Origin of the sequence: Pseudoalteromonas sp. KG3 (assembly GCF_030436385.1) — a bacterium.
In the GTDB taxonomy this organism is placed as follows: domain Bacteria; phylum Pseudomonadota; class Gammaproteobacteria; order Enterobacterales; family Alteromonadaceae; genus Pseudoalteromonas; species Pseudoalteromonas prydzensis.
The window spans coordinates 3597852-3616571 of sequence record NZ_CP098523.1; the positions used below are offsets into that span (position 1 = coordinate 3597852).

Annotated in this window: 13 protein-coding genes; 8 read left to right on the forward strand and 5 right to left on the reverse strand. The window is 41.6% G+C overall.

All coding sequences use genetic code 11. The features are described 5' to 3' along the window. Positions 1 to 22: 22 nt before the first annotated feature. From NDQ71_RS16920 to NDQ71_RS16935, 4 genes are read left to right on the forward strand one after another with little or no spacing between them, the layout of a single operon-like run. Entirely contained in the window at positions 23 to 1615 is a 1593-nt protein-coding gene (locus tag NDQ71_RS16920) for a sodium:solute symporter (protein ID WP_301561898.1), read from the forward strand. Then, positions 1612 to 2523 carry a BadF/BadG/BcrA/BcrD ATPase family protein gene (locus NDQ71_RS16925; protein ID WP_301561899.1) on the forward strand — a complete coding sequence of 304 codons (912 nt, stop codon included), beginning with the start codon at positions 1612 to 1614 and terminating at the stop codon, positions 2521 to 2523. The genes NDQ71_RS16920 and NDQ71_RS16925 overlap by 4 nt, the downstream gene beginning before the upstream one ends. Next, positions 2513 to 3448 (forward strand): N-acetylmuramic acid 6-phosphate etherase, encoded by a 936-nt coding sequence (murQ, locus tag NDQ71_RS16930; protein WP_064665769.1) that lies wholly within the window; start codon positions 2513 to 2515, stop codon positions 3446 to 3448. Before NDQ71_RS16925 ends, murQ begins: the two co-directional genes overlap by 11 nt. A 36-nt stretch (positions 3449 to 3484) precedes the next feature. Next, on the forward strand, positions 3485 to 4630 hold the full coding sequence (locus tag NDQ71_RS16935) for a DUF1343 domain-containing protein (protein WP_301562683.1): 1146 nt from the start codon (positions 3485 to 3487) through the stop codon (positions 4628 to 4630). Positions 4631 to 4948: 318 nt separating this feature from the next. On the opposite strand, the gene NDQ71_RS16940 is transcribed toward NDQ71_RS16935, so the two are convergent. Together NDQ71_RS16940 and NDQ71_RS16945 are read right to left on the reverse strand one after the other, a co-directional pair. Next, positions 4949 to 7990: a TonB-dependent receptor gene (locus tag NDQ71_RS16940; RefSeq protein WP_301561900.1), complete on the reverse strand. Its 3042-nt coding sequence runs from the start codon at positions 7988 to 7990 to the stop codon at positions 4949 to 4951. A 481-nt stretch (positions 7991 to 8471) separates the two neighbouring features. After that, the gene (locus NDQ71_RS16945) at positions 8472 to 9317 is read right to left on the reverse strand and encodes a MurR/RpiR family transcriptional regulator (RefSeq protein ID WP_301561901.1); all 846 of its coding nucleotides are present in this window, start codon (positions 9315 to 9317) and stop codon (positions 8472 to 8474) included. A 471-nt stretch (positions 9318 to 9788) separates the two neighbouring features. Between NDQ71_RS16945 and pbp4b the strand changes: the two genes are divergently transcribed. From pbp4b to NDQ71_RS24435, 3 genes are all read left to right on the forward strand, one after another. Then, the gene (gene pbp4b, locus NDQ71_RS16950; protein ID WP_301561902.1) at positions 9789 to 12236 is read left to right on the forward strand and encodes a penicillin binding protein PBP4B; all 2448 of its coding nucleotides are present in this window, start codon (positions 9789 to 9791) and stop codon (positions 12234 to 12236) included. Positions 12237 to 12383: 147 nt separating this feature from the next. After that, on the forward strand, positions 12384 to 13760 hold the full coding sequence (locus NDQ71_RS16955; RefSeq protein WP_301561903.1) for a Na+/H+ antiporter NhaC family protein: 1377 nt from the start codon (positions 12384 to 12386) through the stop codon (positions 13758 to 13760). Further along, on the forward strand, positions 13750 to 13974 hold the full coding sequence (locus tag NDQ71_RS24435) for a pentapeptide repeat-containing protein (RefSeq protein WP_367318004.1): 225 nt from the start codon (positions 13750 to 13752) through the stop codon (positions 13972 to 13974). Before NDQ71_RS16955 ends, NDQ71_RS24435 begins: the two co-directional genes overlap by 11 nt. On the opposite strand, the gene NDQ71_RS16960 is transcribed toward NDQ71_RS24435, so the two are convergent. Together NDQ71_RS16960 and NDQ71_RS16965 are read right to left on the reverse strand one after the other, a co-directional pair. Continuing rightward, positions 13919 to 14641: a helix-turn-helix domain-containing protein gene (locus NDQ71_RS16960; RefSeq protein WP_301561904.1), complete on the reverse strand. Its 723-nt coding sequence runs from the start codon at positions 14639 to 14641 to the stop codon at positions 13919 to 13921. The two genes, NDQ71_RS24435 and NDQ71_RS16960, sit on opposite strands and share 56 nt — an antisense overlap. Before the next feature lie 267 nt (positions 14642 to 14908). After that, positions 14909 to 15358: a carboxymuconolactone decarboxylase family protein gene (locus NDQ71_RS16965; RefSeq protein ID WP_301561905.1), complete on the reverse strand. Its 450-nt coding sequence runs from the start codon at positions 15356 to 15358 to the stop codon at positions 14909 to 14911. A 407-nt stretch (positions 15359 to 15765) separates the two neighbouring features. On the opposite strand from NDQ71_RS16965, the gene NDQ71_RS16970 reads away from it, so the two are divergent. Further along, the gene (locus tag NDQ71_RS16970; RefSeq protein WP_301561906.1) at positions 15766 to 17355 is read left to right on the forward strand and encodes an RICIN domain-containing protein; all 1590 of its coding nucleotides are present in this window, start codon (positions 15766 to 15768) and stop codon (positions 17353 to 17355) included. Between the two features lie 71 nt (positions 17356 to 17426). Here the strand turns inward: NDQ71_RS16970 and NDQ71_RS16975 are convergent, their stop codons facing one another. Beyond that, the gene (locus NDQ71_RS16975; protein WP_301561907.1) at positions 17427 to 18572 is read right to left on the reverse strand and encodes a PQQ-dependent sugar dehydrogenase; all 1146 of its coding nucleotides are present in this window, start codon (positions 18570 to 18572) and stop codon (positions 17427 to 17429) included. Positions 18573 to 18720: the final 148 nt, after the last annotated feature.

An 18720-nucleotide genomic window follows, 5' to 3' on the forward strand; every position in this document is an offset into this window, starting at 1 on the left:
TGGTTTTAGATTGGGATAATAAATGAGTGCACAATACACTTTGCTAGACTGGCTCGTGTTTGCAAGCTACGGAGCAATTTTATTACTCAGTGGTTGGTGGTTTAATCGCAAGCGCGCTAATTCAAGTAAAGACTTCTTTTTAGGCGGCAATAGCATGCCGACCTGGATGGTGGCTATTTCAGTGTTAGCGACATCACAATCTGCGGCTACTTTTATTGGTGGGCCCGACCAAGGTTATCAAGGCGACTTATCGTATTTAGCGACTAATATTGGCGCATTTATTGCGGCGTTTATAGTGTCTATTTTTCTGATCCCTAAGTTTTATCAGCAAAAAGTGTACACGGTTTATGAATTGCTCGAAAAGCGCATTGGCCCTAAAGCAAAATGCCGTAGTGGCCTTATGTACTTATTTGGCCGGGTGTTCGCCAGTGGCGCTCGTTTGTACATGGCAGCCATTGCTGTCGCGATGATTTTATATGGCAATATCAATGCAGATAGCGTCATTGTTGCTACTTTATTACTGGCACTAGCTGGCCTGCTGTACACTGTATTTGGTGGTATTCGCAGTGTTATTTATTCTGATGTACTGCAAAGTGTCGTGTATGTTAGTGCTGCCATCGCTGTAATTTGGTGCTTATTAACCCTTATTCCTGCCGATTTTTCGACTATTCTAGCAACCTTAAATGAGCCAACTCCAGGTGCTGATTCTAAATTGGCTATTTTTAAGTTTGATTTAGACTTTGGCCCAAGTGGTGTATTTAACATGGCATCGGTATTAACCGGTTTTGTACTGCTTAATATTGCGGCTTTTGGCCTTGATCAGGATATGACACAACGCTTACTCACCTGTAAAAGTGACAAAGAAGGCAGTAAGGCATTGCTGCTTTCTATTGTTATGGTTATTCCCGTGATGTTGGTGTTTATCTTTATCGGCTTATTACTGTACATCGTGTACCAACAGCCGACATTAATGAACAGTGATGGCGCGCAAGTGGTGCAAGAGTTCAATGGTGAAAAAATCACTATCTTTATGTATTACGTATTGAATGAAGCGCCAGCTGGCGTTAAAGGTTTAGTGAGCGTGGGCATTATAGCTGCGGCTATTTCAACCTTAAATTCAGGATTAAGCTCTATGTCATCGGTTATTGTGCAGGATTTATATCGTCCTTATTTAGCGGCTAAAAATAAACACGTTGCTGATAATCATTTTGTTAAAGCAGGGCGCGTTGGCATGGCTGTGGTCAGTTTCGCATTAGCAATGATGGCGATTATTTGTTACTTCTGGCAGCAATACAGTGATATGCCGCTGCTTAAATTTGCGCTCAGTGTGATGGTATTTTCATACAGTGGTTTATTAGGTGTGTACTTCACAACATTATTCACAAACCGGGGTAGTGAGGGCTCAGTATTGGCGGCGTTAATTGTTGGTTTTATGGTAACGCTATTAATGCAGCCTTACATGATTGACTGGTTATTACCTGAATCATCACGTTTTTACTTAGGCTTTACTTGGCAGTTGTGTATTGGTACTGCATTATCGACCTTAGTATGCTGTTTGGGTAAAGCCCAGCTAGCCCAACGTGGCCAAACGGCGGTTGGAGCAGAGCAAGTATGAACCTAGATTATATTCTCGCAATAGATGGTGGCGGCACCAAAACAGTCGCCAAGTTAATTCATTTGCACAGTGCTCAAGAATATATCGCTCACGCAGGTGAGGCGTCGATTTACAATGATTTTAATACGGCAATAAGCAGTTTGCAGCAGGTGATCAACAGTGTATGTGAGCAAAGTGGTGCACAACATAGTCAGATATTAGCGGTCATGGGGTTAGCCGGTGGTTCATCAAAAGCCTTAGTTGAGCGAGTTACAGCTACTTTACAGCTTGGCTGCGATATTGAGTTTGCACAGCTGATGATTGTCAGTGATGCCATAACCTCATTATACGGCGCTAACCTTGGTCAGCCGGTCGCAATGCTTGCTTTAGGCACTGGTGCTGTAGGGGCAAGATTAACAGTACAAGGCGACACTAAATTAATCGGAGGCTGGGGGTTTTCAGTCGATGATTTTGGCGGTGGAGCGCGTTTAGGGTTAAGCGCAGTACAACGCTTGTTAGATGAAATAGATCGCTTTGACCAGCCGCAAAACCCGTTAACAAAACAGTTAAGTGAACAAATTGGTGGTGATCGTGAACATATTTCCGCTTGGCTACTAAATGCCAAAGCGGTGGACTATGCCCGTTTTAGCCCGCTTATTTTTAGTTTAAAAAATCAATGCCACCTCGCAGATGCGGTACTGGGCGAACATGCACGCCAAGTAGAGCGATTGATTGAAAAATGTCGTGGTCAGAGCCAGTTACCAGTCATAATTATTGGCGGTTTAGCGGACGTAACTATTGCATTATTAAATGAAAACACACAACTGAATTTATCTCCCCGTCTAGGGGATTCGTTAGTTGGGGCGGTGATTTTAGCCACCGACCAAGTTAAAAAATTGACCACAAAAGGATTACGCGATGAGCCCTGAGTATGTTTTTAACCAGCAGCGCGCGCTTTTAGAAGAACTGAATGGGATTGTCTCAGAAGGACAAAATCTAGATACCCTAGATATTGATTTACTTGATAGTACTGAGATATTAACGAAAATTAATAATGAAGATCAAAAGGTTGCAGAAGCTGTAAAACTCGTGATCCCGGAAATAGCCAAAGCGGTTGATCATATAGTGACCGCGTTTAAGCAAGGCGGCCGACTCATTTATATTGGTGCAGGTACCAGTGGCCGACTTGGGATCTTAGATGCGGTTGAATGCGCACCGACCTATAGTGTAAGCGATCAACAAGTGATGGGCATTATTGCCGGTGGTGAAACAGCGTTTAAAAAAGCGGTAGAAGGCGCCGAAGATAGCTTAACACTCGGTGTAGAAGATCTTAAGGCAATAAACCTACAAGCAAAAGATGTTGTAGTTGGCATTGCCGCCAGTGGCCGTACGCCCTATGTACGCGCCGCTATTGATTACGCTAAATCAGTAGGTTGTACCACTGTAGGGGTGACTTGCAACCCAGACTCAGCGGTGATGAAACAGCCTGATATTGGTATTTGCCCGGTAGTAGGTGCAGAAGCGGTAACGGGTTCAACGCGCATGAAATCAGGCACAGCGCAAAAGCTGGTACTTAATATGTTGAGTACTGCAAGCATGATCCGTACAGGTAAAGTGTATAAAAACTTGATGGTTGATGTGAATGCCAGTAATGAAAAACTGCATGCTCGTGCTATTCGTATTGTGATGCAAGCAACCGATTGCACCCATCAACAGGGCGTTGAAGCTCTTGCCCAAGCCAAGCAAAGTGCCAAATTAGCTATTTTAATTATCTTAACAGGTAAAGATGCAGCGCAAGCTGAGCAAATGTTAAACCAAGCCGATGGCTTTTTACGCAAAGCGGTGGAGCTGTAAATGTTGATCAGAATATTGGTTATTTTACAGTGTTTGATGTTGAGCGCCTGTGCTCAGCAGAGCGCTGAAAAGAGTGCTTCAGTAGAGGCGACAATGACTGTTGGTGCAGTACAGTACCAGCAGTACTTGCCTCAACTTGAGGGTAAGCGAGTTGGCTTAGTGGTTAATCAAACTTCACAAGTTGATGGCATTCACATTGTTGATTTATTGCGTGATAAAGGCGTAAATGTAACTAAAATATTTGCTCCTGAACATGGCTTTCGTGGCGATCATGATGCAGGCGCTCATGTAAAAAGTACCGTGGATGCAAAAACGGGTATCGATGTGGTGTCTATTTACGGCAGTAATAAAAAGCCGGATGCGGCAGTATTAAGTGAATTAGACGTGATCATTTTTGATATCCAAGATGTTGGCGTGCGCTTTTACACTTATATCAGCTCAATGCATTACATGATGGAAGCCGCGGCGCAGAACAACCTTGAATTTATCGTACTGGATAGACCAAACCCAAATATTGCCTATGTTGACGGCCCAGTTTTAGATTTAAAATTCCAGTCGTTTGTGGGCATGCATGAAATTCCCGTACTACATGGTATGACTGTGGGCGAGCTGGCTAAAATGATTAAGGGCGAAGGCTGGATAGATCAAGCTCAAGCACTTAGCTTAACGGTTGTGCCAGTAGCTAATTATAGCCGCGATATGACATACAGCTTACCAGTTAAACCAAGCCCAAATTTACCTAATGATCAGTCAATTGCGCTTTATCCGTCATTATGCTTTTTTGAAGCAACGCCAATAACCATTGGTCGTGGTACAGACTTTCCATTTCAAGTAGTCGGCTATTCACCAACGCCGCTAGGGGAATTTAGTTTCACCCCCCGTGCGATTAAAGGTGCATCTATGAACCCAAAATTTAAAGGGATTGCGGTGCAAGGCTTAGATTTACGTGACAGCGCAATAAAGGGGCTCGATTTAAGCTTATTTATTAGCGCCTACAACACCTTAACAGAGCATCAGCAAACGTTTTTTGAACGCGCAGACTTTTTGGATAAACTGGCGGGCACAGACAAGCTGCGTTTAGCCATTGAAGCAGGGCAGTCTGAGCAGCAAATTAAACAAAGCTGGCAGCAAGATTTAGCACGCTTTAAACAGCAACGCGCGCCGTATCTGTTATATCAATAAGTATTGTTTATTTATCAACTTAAAAACGCAGCTTAGGCTGCGTTTTTAGTTTTAAATCAATGTTGTGTGGTGGAATATTTGTAGCGAGTTCACCTCACAACAATGACGTTAAACCTTTGCTTTATATGTCTGGATAAATCCGCGACCTACAGTTTAACTTTGCTACGAGCAGAGATAAAAGCAAACAAGGTGTTTGTTGTGTATTGGGATGAGTTGAGTTATTAGTCATTAAAAAGGGCATTAAAAAAGGCCACAATTGTGGCCTTACCATGGATGGGGAAATAAGCGCCCATTGAGCACTTACTTTAATCCATTAGATTAAAACTTAAAGTTAACTGATAACTGTAAGCTACGTGGATTGTAGTAGCTACGCGATTCGCCAAACTTCTCATCAAGTACATACGGGTTTTTGTTATAACCGGTTTGACGATTAAATACGTTGAAGAGATCAGCACGAAATTGTAGTTCCATATCACCAGAGAACGTAAAGTCTTGCGTATAGTTTAAGTCAAGTTGCCAATGGCTAGCAGTGCGACGACTACCAGCAGACTCTGCATAGCGGCTAATATGGCTTGTAGGGTAGCCGTATGTTGTGCCATCCCATGCTTCCCATGCTTTACCTGATTGGAATACGAAGTACGCCCCTAAGTTAGCTTGCCAAGGAAGAGTATAGTAACCGTATACTTTTAACAGGTGAGGTTTATCACCTGAGAGTGTGCCATAGCGATTATCCCAAGAGTAACGACCACGACCATCGCCATAGTAAGATGAACCAATAAAGTTATTCGCATCATTGCTTGTTGTGGTGTTATCTTGGTCAAAGTTACCGTAGTAATGACTCCATACATATGAGGCATTAACATAGCTGTTTTCGCCCATGTATTCAGCTTCTAGGCTGGCTTCCCAGTATTTGGTTTCGCCGCCATCAACCTCGGCAATAACATAAGATGAACCACCAATTTCGTCACGAATATCAGCTAAGTTAGCTACATATAAGCCTTTATCTGCAATGTGTTGCGGTACACCTTCAGCATCAACAGTTGAGTAATCAGTTAGGCGCGCATTGTTTGGCATATCCTCCCAAAAGTGCATGCCTTTACGATGACGAACATGGGCACGTAATACTAAGTCAGAACCAACATACTTAGTGGTTCCGATAGTAAATTCGTTAATACGACGTGGTTTCATATCATCTTGGAATACTTTACCAGACGAACCATTTCTAGGTGAAGATGATAGAATATTACCGGCTTCATCTAGTAATAACTCAATTTCGGCACGGGTATTGCGATCCCATGATGCTGCGCGAGATAATGAACTTGCTTCAGGATTATAAATCGCAAAGTTTGCAAATACGGAATCCTCGTCAGAATAAGTCCATGTTGCACCTAAACGAGGTTGTAGCATATCTTTCCAGTCTGTTTGGTACATTTGGTACTTGTGACCTGGGGCAACTTCATAACCAGAAATAGTACCCGATTTAGCTTTTAAGCCTTGACCATACCACGTGTCTTGGCTGACCAATAATCCTAAGTTATAAGTCCAATCACCCACTTCAATGGTATCGTTAATTTCAAAGTTTAGGCTGCGTGTTTCAGAGTTAATGCCCGTAACAGGCGCGCCATCAGCCGTTGCTAAACTCATTTGTTGGACTCGAGCTCGATAGATAGCATTTGCAGGATCAAAACCATCAGTGTTTGCATCAGCATCAACTAAGCCACCAATGTATGCAATTGAACCCCAACCGTTAGAGAGTCTGGTTAGTTGCTCTTCGCCTTCTTCCCATTTCGCGCCAAAATGAAGTGTGTGATATGCATCGCCCCAGCTAAGTTCATGCTCTAAACTAACTTCAAATGAATCACGATAAAAGTTTTGATTGTCATAAGTAGCGAATGCACCAACACCACCACTGCCTTTCATCACACCGTCTTCAAGATAGCCATAGGTATTAATTAATGCCGTTGCGCCAGCATTATAGGCGGCAATTTGTGCTTCGCTAAATCCTTCATCTGGATCATAATCCCTTAAGCTTGGCACTGAAAAATAACCCATTTGCGCTAAGTTATTAATATCAAGCTGACTCGATAAAGAGGGGACGACACTTAATGGCGTATCAGGCTGTGAGCCAGTTTCTAATTCAAACTTACTATATTGGAACGAAAGTGTGGTTGCAGATCCTAAGATCCATGAACCATCTAAAGTAAAGATATCTTGATCAGCTTTACTACCGACCGATACAGTGTCCATCTCGTAAGCCGCAATCGAATCGCCTTTCACTTCTTTATCTGAGGTACGTTGCGAGATATTTATCAAAATATCATCAGTTGGTGCCCAGGTTAATTTAGCAAAGTATTCGTCGCGGATACTCTCATAATCTTTTACTTCGCCATAGGCTGTGTTTTTGTTTGCTTTGGTCTCTTCAGGACGGTAATAAGAGGTGTAAAAATATAATGTATCTTCAATAAGTGGACCGCTTAAACTGGCGGTTAACCAATTTTTATCAAGCTCAAAGCTCTCTTCACCGACTGGCGTTGCAACAAAGGTTTTTGGTTGTATTTTGTATTCTATATTACCGTGGAATTCATCCGTACCAGATTTTGATACTGTGTCAATTGAAAAGCCACCAGAACGGTTAAAGCCGACCGCTTTTGCACCGCCACGATCCATAGTAACAAAGGCAACATCGTGTGTTGATGGCTCTGAAGCTAAGTTTCCATACATCGGCAATGACACATTAACACCATCAAAGCCATACGAGTTATCAACACCTGAGCCACCCGCTGATGGGCCCAACGTTGAATTTGCTGAAAGTTCTATACCAGGGACAAGCTTCAAAAGGTCTCGGTAATCTTGACCTACAGGGACATTATTAATTCCCTCTTCACCTAATGAGTTTGTGAGTGCTGATTTACCTTGTCGAAACAGTTTACTACCTGTCACTGTAATTACTTCAACATTATCTTTTTTACCGCCAAGTACAACATTAGCACTTGAGGTTTGCTCTAGTAGCACATCAACAGTTATTGTTTGTGTAACGCCGCTGCTGTCTTCAAAGGTCAGCTCGTAAGTGCCAGGCTTTAGCTGTGGTAAATCGTATGAGCCGTCTTCTTTAGTTGTTACGGTACGTGCTTTTGGCATGACGTTACTACGAGCTGTGACAGTAATACCCGCTAGTGATTGGTTTGCTTGCTCGGTTTTTACCTTGCCTTTAATGCTACCGTTTAAATTCGCGAATGCAGGAGCACTTGCCAGCGAGGCAGCTATTATAGCGGTGGTTATTGCAGTTTTAGGAACCCTCAGAGCGCGGTGTGTGGCCTGCGCTAACGAGCTTATAGTGAAGGTTGGTACATGTTTTTTCATTGTTTTCCCCGTCCTTTTATTATAATTTGTCTATCGCTCCGGACTAATTATCCACTCTAGAGTCATAAACTTGTTGCCAATATATTAAACAGCTGTTGCAGAGAATGGTCAAGAATATTTTTTTCTAATAATTGGTAGTTATAGAAATAAAATATATAAAAACAGTTGAGGTGATGTTCTTTTAGCTCACTATTATTTTCAATACATCACGTTTTAGTGCAATAGAATTAATTTAAGTTGTTGTTTTAAATTTGTAATTTATCTTTTGATGGTTTTTGGAATATATAAGTACAGTATTTTTAATAGTTTGAATTTAAATCAAAGTAGGTGTTTTTATAGGGACTAATAAATTACATTGAAATCTTTATTGTTAAAATAATTTATATTTTTGGCGTGACTGGTTTGTATAATAAGGAAAGCGGGGAATATTTACAGAGAAAAACCAAACAGGGATGAGTTATACCTGTTTGGTTGTTTACGTTTAGTGGTTTCTGAACTCTCCAACCACATCATTTGAATGTTCTAATAACTTACGACCTTGGCGGCTTGACTGCGTTAGGGCGATAAATAGAATGTCAATTACAAAATCTTGCGCGGTACGGGCAAGAATTGATGATAACCTTACTGACTCTTTTTCTGCCACAGAATACAGCCTTACATTGGCTTGATCAGCAACAGGGCTACTACCAAATTTAGTAACAGAGATCACATAACTGTCGTTCTTTTTAGCTTGTTTTACTACTTCAGCAATTTCTCTGGTGACACCCGATTCACTGATCGCAATTACTAAATCGCCTTTAGCGAAGGTCGATACATAAGCTAGTTGTGCATGACCATCGGGTTCAGCAATGGCTGGCATACCTAACTTTTGCAACTTATAAGAGAAATCTTTAGCCACTAGAGCTGAGCCGCCTAAACCACAAATCAAAATTCGTTTGGCGGACTTTAATAAACTGACTGCTTGCTCAATTGCGGCAGCTTCATTGAGATTTTTTGTTTCAGTCAGCACGGCCAGCTTACTGCTGAGTAGCTTTTCAGCAATTTGTTCTAAAGAATCGTTTAACGTAATTTTTCCGTGTAGCTTGGGTTCTGACGTTTCATCATTGAGCGCATCAATAACTGCCAGTTTAAAAGCAGGAAAACCTTTATAACCCAGCTTTTGCGAAAATTTCACAACACTCGACTGGCTTACACCCACCACTTTGGCCAGCTCTACGGATGAGAGGTTGCGAATAGCATTAGCGGAGTTCAAGGTGAAGTCTGCTAGTTTGGCTTCGCTGCTCGACAGAGACTGACGTAAGGCTTTAATTTTTACAAATGTAGACATACTACTCGCTTATTTTTATATTTGGCGTATTTATAGCATTAATCGAAATAAGTTTGTACTCAATGTGGGTTCGAATGTAACCGTCTTTGTTTTACTCTTGTGCCTATGCGTACAAAGCAAATAAATTATTCGTAATGAACGATATTATGTTTTGGAATATTCTTCAAGAATAATTGGAATAATATAATTTTAATTAGCTAAATTTACAACAACCAATACCACTAAGTAATCGATTTTTAAGGAGAGTGAACTCGCTACGTCTTAATTGGGGATAAAATATCTCTTACCTGTAAATGATAATAAATAAATTATTTACAAGCTGCTTCACTATGATAATGTTTAGGCTACATTTTGTTGTGCATACTAAAATGACAACACTACGACTATATTTATTTGCTTATGAAATGCACTTATCACTGTTAGTGATCCTCTTGTTGGTGTTTACGCTAAGCAATCAGTAATGAGAAAGTTATGACGTTTTTATCTTGGTTTAAAAAACTTAGTTTAACTGCTGCAACTGTGCTGTTAGTTAGTTGCGCTTCAACTACGTATGAATTTACACAATCAGCTAATTATAGTCACCGTGTTAAGTTTTTGGTGATGCATTACACCGCTATTGATTATGAAAAATCAATGCGTGTGCTGGTGGAAGAGGGCGGGTTGAGTGCTCATTACTTATTACCAGAGTCGAATGATGCCAGCTATCCAGAAGAGCAGTTAAAAGTAATTCAACTGGTTGATGAACATGATAGAGCGTGGCATGCAGGGCGAAGCTATTGGCAAGGTCGTGAAGAGTTAAACGATCAATCAATTGGTATTGAAATAGTAAATGTACCAAGCTGTCACTACCCTGAAGGAAAAGCTGATGTGCAGATGGAAAATGACGCTGCAAAATTGTGTATTTTCCCGGATTATGACGCTAAACAAATGGCGTTATTGATTGAACTCAGTAAAGGTATTTTGGCGCGCAATCCTGACATTGGCCCTACTCAGGTTGTAGGCCACTCAGATATAGCGCCGACGCGTAAAAACGATCCGGGTCCGCGTTTTCCATGGTATCAACTATATCAGGCTGGTATTGGTGCATGGTATGACAGTGATACTGTTGATAAGTATTGGCAGCAATTTAGCTTAGTAAAACCATCTGTTGGTTTAATGCAAACAGCGTTACGTGGTTATGGCTATGATGTACAAGCGACTAATCAACTTGACCCACAAACTCTTGATACGTTAAGTGCCTTTCAAATGCACTTTTTACCTTGGCATGTAAGTGGTAATGCAGATGCACGCAGTGCTGCGGTATTGTTTGCTTTAATGGAAAAATATTTTCCGAAAAAAGCCGCAAAGTTAATGCAGCAATATCAACAACAGCAAACTGCACCTGAGCAAGTTGTTGAACCACTGGCTAATGCACAAGTAGTACTGCACATACCAAATCCTAATCCTAGCTCTCGCAGCTTGGTTAACGATCGCGGTACGTTTAAAGCGTATAAAGGCCGAGGCCAAATCATTATTGAAAATAACACTGCAAGCAGCGCTGATATTTTTATTAATGGTGAAAAAATAAATATTGCTCAACCATTTACTGCTAATAAAGTGTACGAATATAGCTTATCTAAACGTACTCATAATGGCAGCAATACCTTTAAAGTTGAGAATGTGCAACCTGAAGGGGCAAGCTTAACATTACGCTTTCCTTATCCAACACTTGCAACTAAGCCTTTAAAATCAAATGTGTTTAGTCACGTTGATGAGCTGATCAACGAAGAGGTGGCGGCGGGATTTCCTGGTGCCGTATTGGCAGTGATCAAAGATGGTCAACTAGTAAAATTAAGCCACTATGGCGATGCAAAAAAATACCAAGCCGATGGCTCATTATTAGCGCAGCCGCAGCAGATGAAAAGCGATACGTTATTTGATATCGCCTCTAATTCAAAAATGTTTGCCACTAACTTAGCGTTAATGAAATTAGCCAGTGAAGGTAAAGTTGATGTAGAAAAACCATTGTTTTATTACTTACCAGAATTTAGAGGAGCAGGACGCGAGCAGCGCTTAGTTAAAGATTTATTGACCCACAGCGCAGGCTACCCAGCGGTGGTGGATTTTCATCGTAAAGATAATAAATTTGGCGAGCGGTTTTTTTCACAAAATAGTTTACGCACTAAAAACTTATTACTAACCGGCGTGCCATTTGTAGCTGGTCGTAACGTTAAACATTTATATTCAGACGTAGATTACATGTTACTCGGCGTGTTAGTTGAGCGACTCTGCGGCCAGTCGCTTGATAACTACGTAGAAGGACAAATTTATCAGCCGCTTGGTTTAACCCGTACAATGTATAATCCATTGCAAAAAGGCATTACTAAAAATCAAATTGCCGCCACAGAACTGCAAGGTAACACCCGAGGTGGACGAATTAATTTTGATAACGTACGCACTGATGTTTTACAAGGGCAAGTACACGACGAAAAAGCGTTTTATGCCTTAGGTGGCGTAGCCGGTCACGCAGGGTTATTTAGTACTGGGCAAGATTTAAGTGTGCTTGCGCAACTGTTATTAAATCGCGGTGGCTATGGCGATAAACAAATGTTTACCCCGCAAGTACTTGAGCAATTTATTGCACCACAAGCAAGTGATGAAAGCTATGGTTTAGGCTGGCGTCGTGCCGGTAATGGTGCGTTACAATGGCATTTTGGCCCATACGCAAGCTCGCAAGCGTATGGCCATACCGGTTGGACTGGCACCGTAACAGTGATAGATCCTGCGTATGATTTAGCCATTGTTTTGCTAACCAATACACGCCACACACCAATAGAAGGCAGTGAAAAACACTATGAGTTTGTGGGTAAAAAGTTCGAGACCGGAAAATATGGCTCAATTATTTCACTGATTTATGAAGCAATACTAAATAAGCCTTGATCTGAAAAGGCAGTGCTCAGCTTGTCGCTGATCGATTTAAGTTGTGTTTATAACTGAACTGATTAAGCTAATGGGTTTGTTCTAACCTTCGTACTGAAGGTAAAATAATTATAACAGCGGCACAGTCGCTACTAAAAAGGTCATTGTATGTCTTGGTATTCAATTTTACCGCCGTTGATAGCGATATTGATCGTATTTTGGCGTAAAGAAGTAATAATGGCGCTACTTGTCGCAGTTGCTTCTTCTGAGTTTTTGTTAGCACTGCAAGGTGATGGCAACACGCTGTTTAATACGTTCATAAATACCATTGAACGCGTAGTGAGTGTCGCAAGCTCACCGGGAAATAGTCGTATCCTCATTTTTAGTATCTTGATTGGTGCGTTGCTTGCCTACATTCGTGAATCGGGTGGTGTTGCAGCGACTGTTAATATGTTGATGAACAAAGGCGTAGCAAAAAGTAAACGCCAAGTGGGCTATTTAACCATGTTCTCGGGTATTGCGGTATTTATTGAATCTAACTTAAGTGTATTGACTGCGGGGATTTTATCCCGTGGTTTATTCGATAAGTTTAAAATGAGCCGCGCGCGGCTAGCCTACATTATCGATAGTACCAGTGCGCCAGTATGTATCTTAATTTTACTTAACGGTTGGGGTGCGTACGTACTTGGCTTATTAGGTAACTATGAAATGTCTGAATCGGCAGTCTCAGTGTTATGGGGCAGCATCGGTTATAACTTCTACGCAATCATTACCTTGTTGATTGTGTTTTATACCATCTCATTTGATAAAGTGCACGGCCCGCTTAAAAAGGCTGAGGAACAACTAGAGCATCAAAAAACGGAGCTGCAAGAAGAAGTAAAAGGCACCAAAGCGCGTTATATGTTAGTGCCGCTTACTACTTTAATTGGCAGCATGGTTGGCTTTATGTATTGGTCGGGCGATGGTGATATTGCCAGCGGCAGCGGCTCTAAGTCAGTATTGTACGCCACTATTTTAGCTTGTGTTGTCGCTTACTTATTAATGGTAAGCTCTCGTCAATTTACGCACCATAAATTGGTTGATATCGGTTTTAAAGGCATGGGTGAGCTTTTACCATTAGTGGCGATTGTATTACTTTCATTAACCCTTGGTGCTAGCTTAAAAGACTTAGGCACAGGTGTATTTGTAGCAGGATTAGTGGGTGATTACTTACCTATTTACTTAGTGGTGCCAGTGTTGTTTGTAACCGGTGCAGTGATCTCTTTTACCACAGGGACATCGTGGGGCACATTTGCTATTTTAATCCCGATTGGCGTGCCATTAATTCAAGCGCTGGGTTTACCACCATCTTTAGTGATTGCAGCTATTTTAGGTGGCGGCGTATTTGGCGATCATTGCTCGCCAATATCAGATACCAGTGCAGTATCAGCCATTGCCTCGGGCTGTGACTTACTTACTCACGTTAAAACGCAAATGCCCTATGCATTATTCGCTGGTGGCTTAACCTTTGTAGCTTACCTAGTTACGAGCATTATTGTGCTGTAAAGAGTTAGCGAGAGTAAAGTTAGCGAGAGTAAAGTTAGCGAGAGTAAAGTTAGCGAGAGTAAAGTTAGCGAGAGTAAAGTTAACGAGAGTAAAGTTAACGAGAGTAAAGTTAACGAGAGTAAAGTTAACGAGAAAGCCTGCAAATTTAGCAGGCTTTTTTATTGCTGAATTAACTTTTTATATTTGGCTGGGGTTATTTGCAAAATGGCGTTGAACTCATTGTTTAGGTGAGATTGATCGGCAAACCCGCACTCAAGGGCGAGTTGTGCCAAGCTTAGCTGTGGGTGGTCTTTTATAAGTTGTTTCGCCTGCCTAACTCTGTAAATGCGCGCTAAGTGCTTGGCGGTGATGTCACAGGTGTTTTTAACGTAACGCTCTAACTGCCTCTTGCCTTTTGGGCTATGGTCGTAGGCTGTATTGAGTGGGGTAAGATTGATTATTTTATGGATCAGCTTTTGTGTGTGCTCAATAGCCTGATGGTGTATTTTTGGTGCATTGAGATGCGCCGACAACAAATCAATAAATGAATCTAAATTAGCGTGTTGAGCAAGCGCCTGTGCAATACCCGTTAAGGTTGCAGGCGCAACAAGTGAATGATTAACCTTTTGTAAGTGAGCAAGCCCCGCTGGTTTAAACCTGATCCCACAAAAAACGGTACCTGCAGTAAACGTTACTTTTTCTGACTGGGTTGATATGGTTTGCATAAAGTAGGGAGGCTGTAATGCTCTGCCAGCTAAATTAAGCTGTCCAGAAATTAAAAATATAACGCCTTTCGCGCCATCGCAGGGAAGCCAACTCTCTCCTGAAAATTGAGCATTAGCAAACCAAATTGCTTGCACATAATCGGCTATACCGCCCGTAGGGGTGTATACCCAAACCACCTCAAGATACGAGTTTCAGTTGGAGTTAAAAGCGATTTAGGCAAGGCATTGATTGCAAGTAATAGTAGTTCTATTGTTAAAATCAATAACGCAGTATAAATTGTTTTTAAACCAACCCCTTGGGCGTTTCACAGGCACTTACTCTCATCGTTGTTACTTCTTAAAAGGGACTGCCATTCTTGCAAAGTAACGCCTTGATATTAAGCGCCTGTGAAACGCTGAATTCTGCATCTTGAGGTAGTTTGGGTATCAAGCTCAAGTAATAATTTATCGTTCATTAAACTCGACTGTAGGTTTAAACATTTTGACTATACGATTCCAACTATTTATAGCATTAATAGCCACGGTTAGGGTAACTAAACTTCGTTGATCAAATAACTCGGCAAGCGCAAGATAAAAGTCATCATCAATGCTCTGCGACAATGTCAACTTCTCGCAAAGCGCTAATGCGGCACGCTCTTTGTCGTTATAAAGCGGCGTATCTTGCCATGCACTGAGGGCAATGATGCGATTAATGTTCTCCCCATAATCTAACGCTTGTGCGCTATGCATTGCCAAACAATAAGCACATTGATTTAATTGTGACGCTTTTAATTTTACCAGCTCCCAAATTGTCACCCCAAAGCTTGCCTCGACTTTTTGTTTGATCAGTGCTTCTTGATCAATCAAGTAGGTCATTAACTCGGGTTCGATATTAAAGTAATTTGCTCTTTTCATGATCGTTCCTAGTAGATAAAAAACTAATACTTAGTTTGCCTATTGATAAAGCAAAATAATTGGAAAAAAGCGACTTTTTGTCATGCTTATTAATCGTTGGAGTACTGCACTATGGCTCAGCCATGTCGTTAAAATAGTATATAAAAACATAAGTGGTTGATATATAAATGTTTACCTTTACGGCTTGCGAATATTTAAATGAGTCAGTCTCTTCGTTTAATCATAATTAAAGCGATTACAAAATATTTTTACCTTAATTTAACATTTGTCTTTATTTGTAATACAAATGATCTTAGTATGAGGGACGCAAACGATAATTTTTTAATTTATGGTACTTAAGTACTGGCTTTGCGTTAACACAACACCATTCAAGGAATGGCATAAATTGGAGCAACAGAATGAGCGTTATGACAACACTGATACAATGGCAAAAGAGTTTATTTTTACTTCTGCTATCTGCCTGTAGCTTTGCTACATTGGCAGAAAGCTGTACAACTATGCCCACATCTGGCGGGGTTTACTCTGTTATCAACCGTGGTTCTAACTTGGCATTAGACGTTAACACCTCTGATAGCAGTGGTGCACCGGATGTAATTAGCTATCAATATTGGGGTGGTGCAAACCAGCAGTTTGCCTTAACCAAGGTGAGTGACGGTTATTGGACTATTCGTGCACAGCATAATAACCAAGTACTTGATGTACTCAACTCGTCGCAGTCTAACGGCGCAAATATTGTGGTGTATGACGATTGGCAAGGTGACAATCAACGCTGGCAACTAAAAGCGTCTTCATCGGGTGGCTTTAACATCGTGAATAAACTTACGCAAAAGTCATTAACTGTGGCTGGTTCGCAAAACGGCGCGAATGTTTATCAAAATGATGATGCGGGTGGCAGTTCGCAGCGTTGGTATATCAACCCAGTTTCAGGTAGTTGCGGTAGCAGCAGCGGTGGTGGCCAAACTTCAAGCGAGTTAATTGGTTTTGCAGCGCAACCAGGCAGCGATGGCCTTGCAACCACCACGGGCGGCGGTAATGTATCGCCAACAATAGTTACTAGCTGTAGTGCGCTTACAGCCGCATTAAACTCAAATTCGACTGCGGTTATTCAAGTTCCTAACAATACAACCATTAACTGCCACACGGCAAATCGTACTGTTGCAGCGTGTCCGCTTGATTGCGCTACATGGGGCGATAACGGAAAAACCTGGTATCGCGTACCAGTTGGCAGTCAAAGTTGCAGCGAATTAGGTAGCAGCTCAAACAACACGGTTAATGTCACACGCAATGACTCTCGTTTAATTGTACGCTCAAATAAAACCCTTGAGGGATTAGGAGCAAACTCAAAAATCATCGGCGCGAGTTTAGTGATCAGCAATCAACGTAATATTATAATTCGTAATATTTTACTTGAAGACATTAACCCCGCGTTAGTTGAAGCTGGAGATGCTATTTCTGTTGACGACAGTAGCCACATCTGGATTGACCATATGGCATTTAATAAAATCAGTGATGGCTATATTGATATTGGCAATAGCCAAAATGTCACCTTAAGCTGGAACCGTTTTTATGGTTATAATCCACAAGTGTGCGCTAACCAACATTGGTATACGCATTTATTCCAAAACTCACAAGTTACAGCACATCACAATTTTTGGGACACTGCAGCAGGTCGTAACCCTAAAATAGATGGTTATAATTCACGCGTGCATATGTTTAATAACTATTGGAAAAACATTACTTACTTCGCAATTAGTGCAGGTAATGGTGCTGAAGTACTGGTAGAAAATAACTACTTTGAAAACAGTGCAAAACCACATTGGAACCAAGGCTCAGGTTACTTTAGTGCCTCAGGTAATGTGTATACAGGTGTGTCAGCAACCGATCAGTATCGCGATAGCGGTGCAAATATCTTTAATGATATCCAGTTATACCCATACAGTTTAGACAATGCCAGTAGCTTAGGCAGTCAAGTTGATGGCGGTACAGGGCCGCAGTAATACGCCCAAACCACCTTAAAATGCAAAAAGCCCTCAATTAGAGGGCTTCATCACATTGCGTGTATTAATCGTTAGATTTTACTATTGGGTACGATGCGGTAAATTCCCATACCATCAATACCAAGGTATATATCACCGTTAGGGTGAGTGGCAATACTGCGCACGCGGCCAGCACCTTCAAATAGCTTGCTGTGACCCGTTACTTTATTACCATCAAGTTCAACCAATACTAAGTGTGCAAACTTCATTGCGCCAACAAGCACATGACCTTGCCACTGCGGGTATTTGCTGCTTGTAACAAACTCCATCCCAGAAGGGGCGATAGACGGCACCCACACCCAATCGGGTTGTTGCATACCTTCACGGCTTGTTTCATCAGTAATTTTGGTACCAATGTAATTGATGCCATGGGTTACTTCTGGCCAGCCGTAGTTTGCACCCGCTTTAATAATATTGATTTCATCACCACCGCGAGGACCGTGTTCATGACTCCAAATGATGCCCGTTTCTGGGTGCATCGCCATGCCTTGCGGGTTTCTATGGCCGTAAGAGTAAATGCTCTTACGTGCATTTAGCTGGTTTACAAATGGGTTTGACTCAGGGATTGAGCCATCGCTATTAATACGATGAATCTTACCAGCGTCATATTCTAAGCTTTGTGGGTGTACATCACGCTCGCCACGGTCGCCAATCGAAAAATATAAATAGCCGTCTTTATCAAACTCAATCCGTGAGCCGTAATGTTTGGTGGTTGTAGTGTTTGGCGCACCATCAAACAACAACTGTGTATCGGTTAGCGTCATGTCTTTTAACTTAGCACGCATGATTGAGGTATTATAACCCTCTTCATCACCTTCATAGCCTGAGTAAGAAAAGTAGATCCAGCCATTGTCTTTAAAATTAGGATCAAGCTCGATATCTAATAAGCCGCCTTGACCCTCAGCATGTACTTTAGGCACACCGTTAATAGTTTGCTCTAGCAGTTTGCCATCACGAATAAGCCTAAGTTCACCAGCGCGGTCTGTTACCAATAAATCTTGCTCGTTAAGCCACGCCATTCCCCAAGGAATGTTTATTCCTTTAGCAACTAATTCAAGCTGATACTTATCAGCACTTTTAGCGACAGGGATTTCTTGTTCCGGCTGCTGCGCACATGCTTGTAAGCTGGTTAAGCTTATAAGGCTGATGATTAAGCTGCTACAAAAAGACTTTTTCATGGTAACTCCAATTTTTTAAACACGATGTAAATAGAGTAGCGTGTTCAAGGTTAAATTGTTATTAACTTTCACTAAAGTGCGACTACCTACGTGAAATATAAGGTAAATGACAGGAAAACTTCGCGCTGGAGTGTAGGCGCTGAGCTCG